This is a genomic window from Promicromonospora kroppenstedtii DSM 19349, from assembly GCF_000515355.1.
In the GTDB taxonomy this organism is placed as follows: Bacteria; Actinomycetota; Actinomycetes; order Actinomycetales; family Cellulomonadaceae; genus Promicromonospora; species Promicromonospora kroppenstedtii.
In genome coordinates, this window is the sequence record NZ_KI911566.1 from 1 (window position 1) to 3,465 (window position 3,465).

The following is a 3,465-nucleotide window of genomic DNA, read 5'->3' on the forward strand; positions in this document are numbered from 1 at the left end:
GCTGACCCTCGGCGACGCGGCGACCCTCCGCGTGGGCCAGCTCGTCGTCGCGCTCGGCAACCCCCGCGGCCTGGCCGGCAGCGTCACAGCGGGCATCGTGTCCGCCCTGGGCCGCTCCCTGCCCACCGGGGCCGGCCGGATCATCGACGAGGTGGTGCAGACCGACGCCGCGCTCAACCCCGGCAACAGCGGCGGGGCGCTCGCGGACACGGCGGGCCGGCTCGTCGGTGTCAACACCGCCGTCGCGGGCATCGGCCTCGGGCTGGCGGTGCCGGTCAACGCCACGACCCGCGCGATCATCGACACCCTGGTGCGCGACGGGCGGGTGCGGCGCGCCTGGCTCGGCATCGCCGGCACGCAGGTGGTGCTGCCCGAGCCCGTCGCGGAACGGGTCGGTTCCAGGACGGGCATGCGGGTGGCGGAGGTCATCGCGCGCTCGCCCGCCGACCTCGCGGGCATCCGCCGCGGCGACATCCTCGTGGCGATCGACGGCGCCACCGTCGTGACCACCACGGCCGTGCAGCGGCTCATGGTGGGCGACGCCATCGGCCGGCGCACCGAGGTGACCGTGTGGCGCAACGGCGCCCTCGTCGACGCGGTGGTGCTCCCGGAGGAGCTCGTCTCCGCGTCGTGAGGGCGGCCGCTCACCAACTTGGCGGCTCGCCGCCCCGCCGTCAGGCGGCGGCGTCCACCACGAGCCGGGCCAGCTCCGCGGGCCGCGTGAACATGGGCCAGTGGCCGGAGTCGAGGTCGACCAGGTCGACCCGCTTGGCCCGCGCGAGCTCCGGCACGTCGCCCGAGTCGATCCACTCCTGGGCCTGGGCGGGCGAGAACTCGGGGCACACGACCACGACGGGCACGCCGAACCGGCGCTCGTCGGTCAGGTGCACCACACCCTTGGCGACCCCTTCGGGCACCGGCACGGCCCGCGCCGAGAAGGCGGCCCGGGTCTCGGCGTCCAGGTCGTCCGAGTCCGGCCCCGCGAACGGCTCCCAGCCCGGGAACGGCATCACGCCGTCCGTGACCGGGAACAGGTCGGCGTAGGGCTTGCCGTCGTCCCACGGGAACCCACCGATCAGCACGACGCCGGCCACGGCGTCCGGCCGCGCGTCGGCCGCCAGCCAGGCCAGGGTGCAGGCCGCGGAGTGCCCCACGACCAGCGGGCTGCCCGACGCCGCGTCCACGGCCGCGAGCACCGTGGCTACCTGGTCGTCCAGCGTGACGTCCGTGCGCCCGTCGCCCTGACCGGGCAGCGAGACCGGCACCGGCCGGTGGCCGAGCGCCTCGATCTGCGGGACGACGTCGTCCCAGGCCGAACCGTCGAGCCACAGGCCGCCGATGAGCAGGATGTCCATGATTCTCTCCCGTGCCGATAGAGCTGAGCTGAAGTGCGGCGCGATGCCGACCACACCAACGGTAGGACCGGTTCCGGACGATCCGCTTCCGGATCAAAATTCTTGTGCGACGCCGATGACTTTGCCGCGACGCTCCCGTCCAACCCCGTAGAAAATGCCCGCAGCAGGCCGCACCGCGCGGCCGTCACGACAGGAGATCCACCCCATGCGCACCATCGTCGCCACGCACTTCGTCTCGCTCGACGGCAAGGTCGACCCCACCGGAGGGGACCCCGAGCTGCACGACACGGCGTGGACCTATCGGACCGTGGAGCCCGTGCAGGAGGCCTACGAGCTCAAGGGCCGCGAGCAGGAGGAGGCCGGCGCGCTGCTGCTCGGCCGCGCCAGCTACCAGATGTTCGCGCCCGTCTGGCCCGACATGGCCGAGTTCACGCGCTACAACGAGCTGCCCAAGTACGTCGTCTCCACGACCCTCACCGACGCCGACCTGGCCGACAACTGGGGCGAGACCACCATCCTGCGCTCGCTGGACGACGTCGCCCGGCTCCGCGAGACCGACGGCGGCGAGATCCAGGTGCACGGCAGCGTCAGCCTCACCCGGGCGCTCGCGGACGCCGGCCTCGTCGACGCCTACCACCTGCTGGTCTTCCCGGTGATCCTGGGCCAGGGCAAGCCCCTGTTCAGCGACACCGACAAGCCCGCCCAGCGCCTGAAGCTCACCGAGCACGAGGTGTACTCCAACGGCATCCAGAAGCAGGTCTTCGAGGTGCTGCGCTGACATAGCCTGCAGGGGTGCCGTCCGAGACCAGCCCCACCGCACGCGCCCTGCGCACCCTGGAGATCCTCCAGACCCGCCCGGGCGCGACGGCGGACGAGCTCGGCGCGCGGCTCGGCGTCACCGAGCGGGCCGCGCGCCGGTACGTCGAGATCCTCCGCGAGGCCGGGATCCCCGTCACCTCGCTCCGAGGGCCGCACGGCGGCTACCGGCTCGGGCGGGGCACCCGGCTGCCGCCGGTCACGTTCACCCAGACCGAGGCGCTCGGCCTGGTCATGGCCGTGCTCGACAGCCACCCCGAGGCCGACGACCTCGTCAGCACCGCGCTCGGCAAGGTGATCCGGGCTCTGCCCGAGGACGTCGGCCGGCAGGCCGCCACCCTGCGCGAGCACGCCGCCGCGGCCCCGGACCGGTACGCGGCCCGCCCGGACACGGCCGTCACCAGCGAGCTCGTGTCCGCCGTCGCCGCCCGACGGCGCGTGCTGGTGACGTACCGCGGTGAGTCCGGCAGCGAGTGGGTCGCCGAGGTGGACCCCTGGGCCGTCGTCGTGCGTCACGGGCGCTGGTACCTGCTGTGCCACTCCCACCGCGCCGGCGCCGTCCGCACCTACCGCGTGGACCGGGTGCTCGCGGTCGAGCACACCGGCACCCCGTTCACGCCGCCCGCCGACCTCGACCCCGTCGTCGCGCTCGAGGAGCACCTCGGCACCGGGTGGCAGTTCAGCACGCGCGTCGTCTTCGACGCCCCGCTCGCCGACGTCGCCCCGTGGATCGGCGCGCAGATGGGCCGGCTGGAGGCCGTGGGGGCGGAGCGGTGCGTGCTCACGGGCACCACCCGCAACCCCGCGATGTACGCGCAGGAGTGGCTGGCGAGCGTGCCGTTCGCGTTCCGGGTCGAGGACGGCCCGGAGCTGCGGGAGGCGGTGGCGACCCTGGCGGCGCGCCTGTCGGCGGCGGTGGAGGACGGTCCCGGATGACTTCGGCCCGCGCCGGGGTCAGTCCCGCGCCCGCCGTTCCAGGTCGGCCAGGGCCGCCGGCAGGTCGGCCAGGGCGGCCAGGGCCAGGCCCTGGCACAGGTCCACCACGCCGTCGTACACCCGGGAGTCGTGCGCGTACGCGCGGGCGTGGTCGCGCACGTGGCCGGCCAGCAGCAGGGCGTCCCGATGGTCGCCGAGCACGGACTGGATCCGGCGGCCCACGGAGCCCAGGTCCTTGGTGCCCTTCCCGAGCAGCCCGACGGGCTCGCGCGTGATCGCGTCGCACGTGTGCCGCAGCCGGCGGGCGGCCTTGCGCAGCTCGTGGGCGGCGTCCGGGTCGGCGAGCCGGGGCGCCGTC

General features: G+C 74.6%; 5 protein-coding genes. 3 read left to right on the forward strand and 2 right to left on the reverse strand.

Features of this window, described 5'->3' with window-relative positions; genetic code table 11:
* The coding region (locus PROKR_RS00580) for a S1C family serine protease (protein ID WP_036958828.1) at positions 1 to 634 on the forward strand (634 nt) is incomplete at its 5' end.
* Between the two features lie 40 nt (positions 635 to 674).
* Here the strand turns inward: PROKR_RS00580 and PROKR_RS00585 are convergent.
* A complete protein-coding gene (locus PROKR_RS00585) occupies positions 675 to 1,355 on the reverse strand; it encodes an alpha/beta fold hydrolase (protein ID WP_036958830.1) in 681 nt (226 codons plus the stop codon).
* Positions 1,356 to 1,560: 205 nt separating this feature from the next.
* Between PROKR_RS00585 and PROKR_RS00590 the strand changes: the two genes are divergently transcribed.
* Both PROKR_RS00590 and PROKR_RS00595 read left to right on the forward strand, forming a co-directional pair.
* On the forward strand, positions 1,561 to 2,133 hold the full coding sequence (locus PROKR_RS00590; protein ID WP_036958832.1) for a dihydrofolate reductase family protein: 573 nt from the start codon (positions 1,561 to 1,563) through the stop codon (positions 2,131 to 2,133).
* A gap of 14 nt (positions 2,134 to 2,147) precedes the next feature.
* The gene (locus PROKR_RS00595; RefSeq protein WP_036958834.1) at positions 2,148 to 3,107 is read left to right on the forward strand and encodes a helix-turn-helix transcriptional regulator; all 960 of its coding nucleotides are present in this window, start codon (positions 2,148 to 2,150) and stop codon (positions 3,105 to 3,107) included.
* A gap of 18 nt (positions 3,108 to 3,125) precedes the next feature.
* On the opposite strand, the gene PROKR_RS33295 is transcribed toward PROKR_RS00595, so the two are convergent.
* Positions 3,126 to 3,465, reverse strand: a 340-nt coding sequence (locus PROKR_RS33295; protein WP_036958835.1) for a CHAD domain-containing protein, incomplete at its 5' end; no start/stop codon positions are given.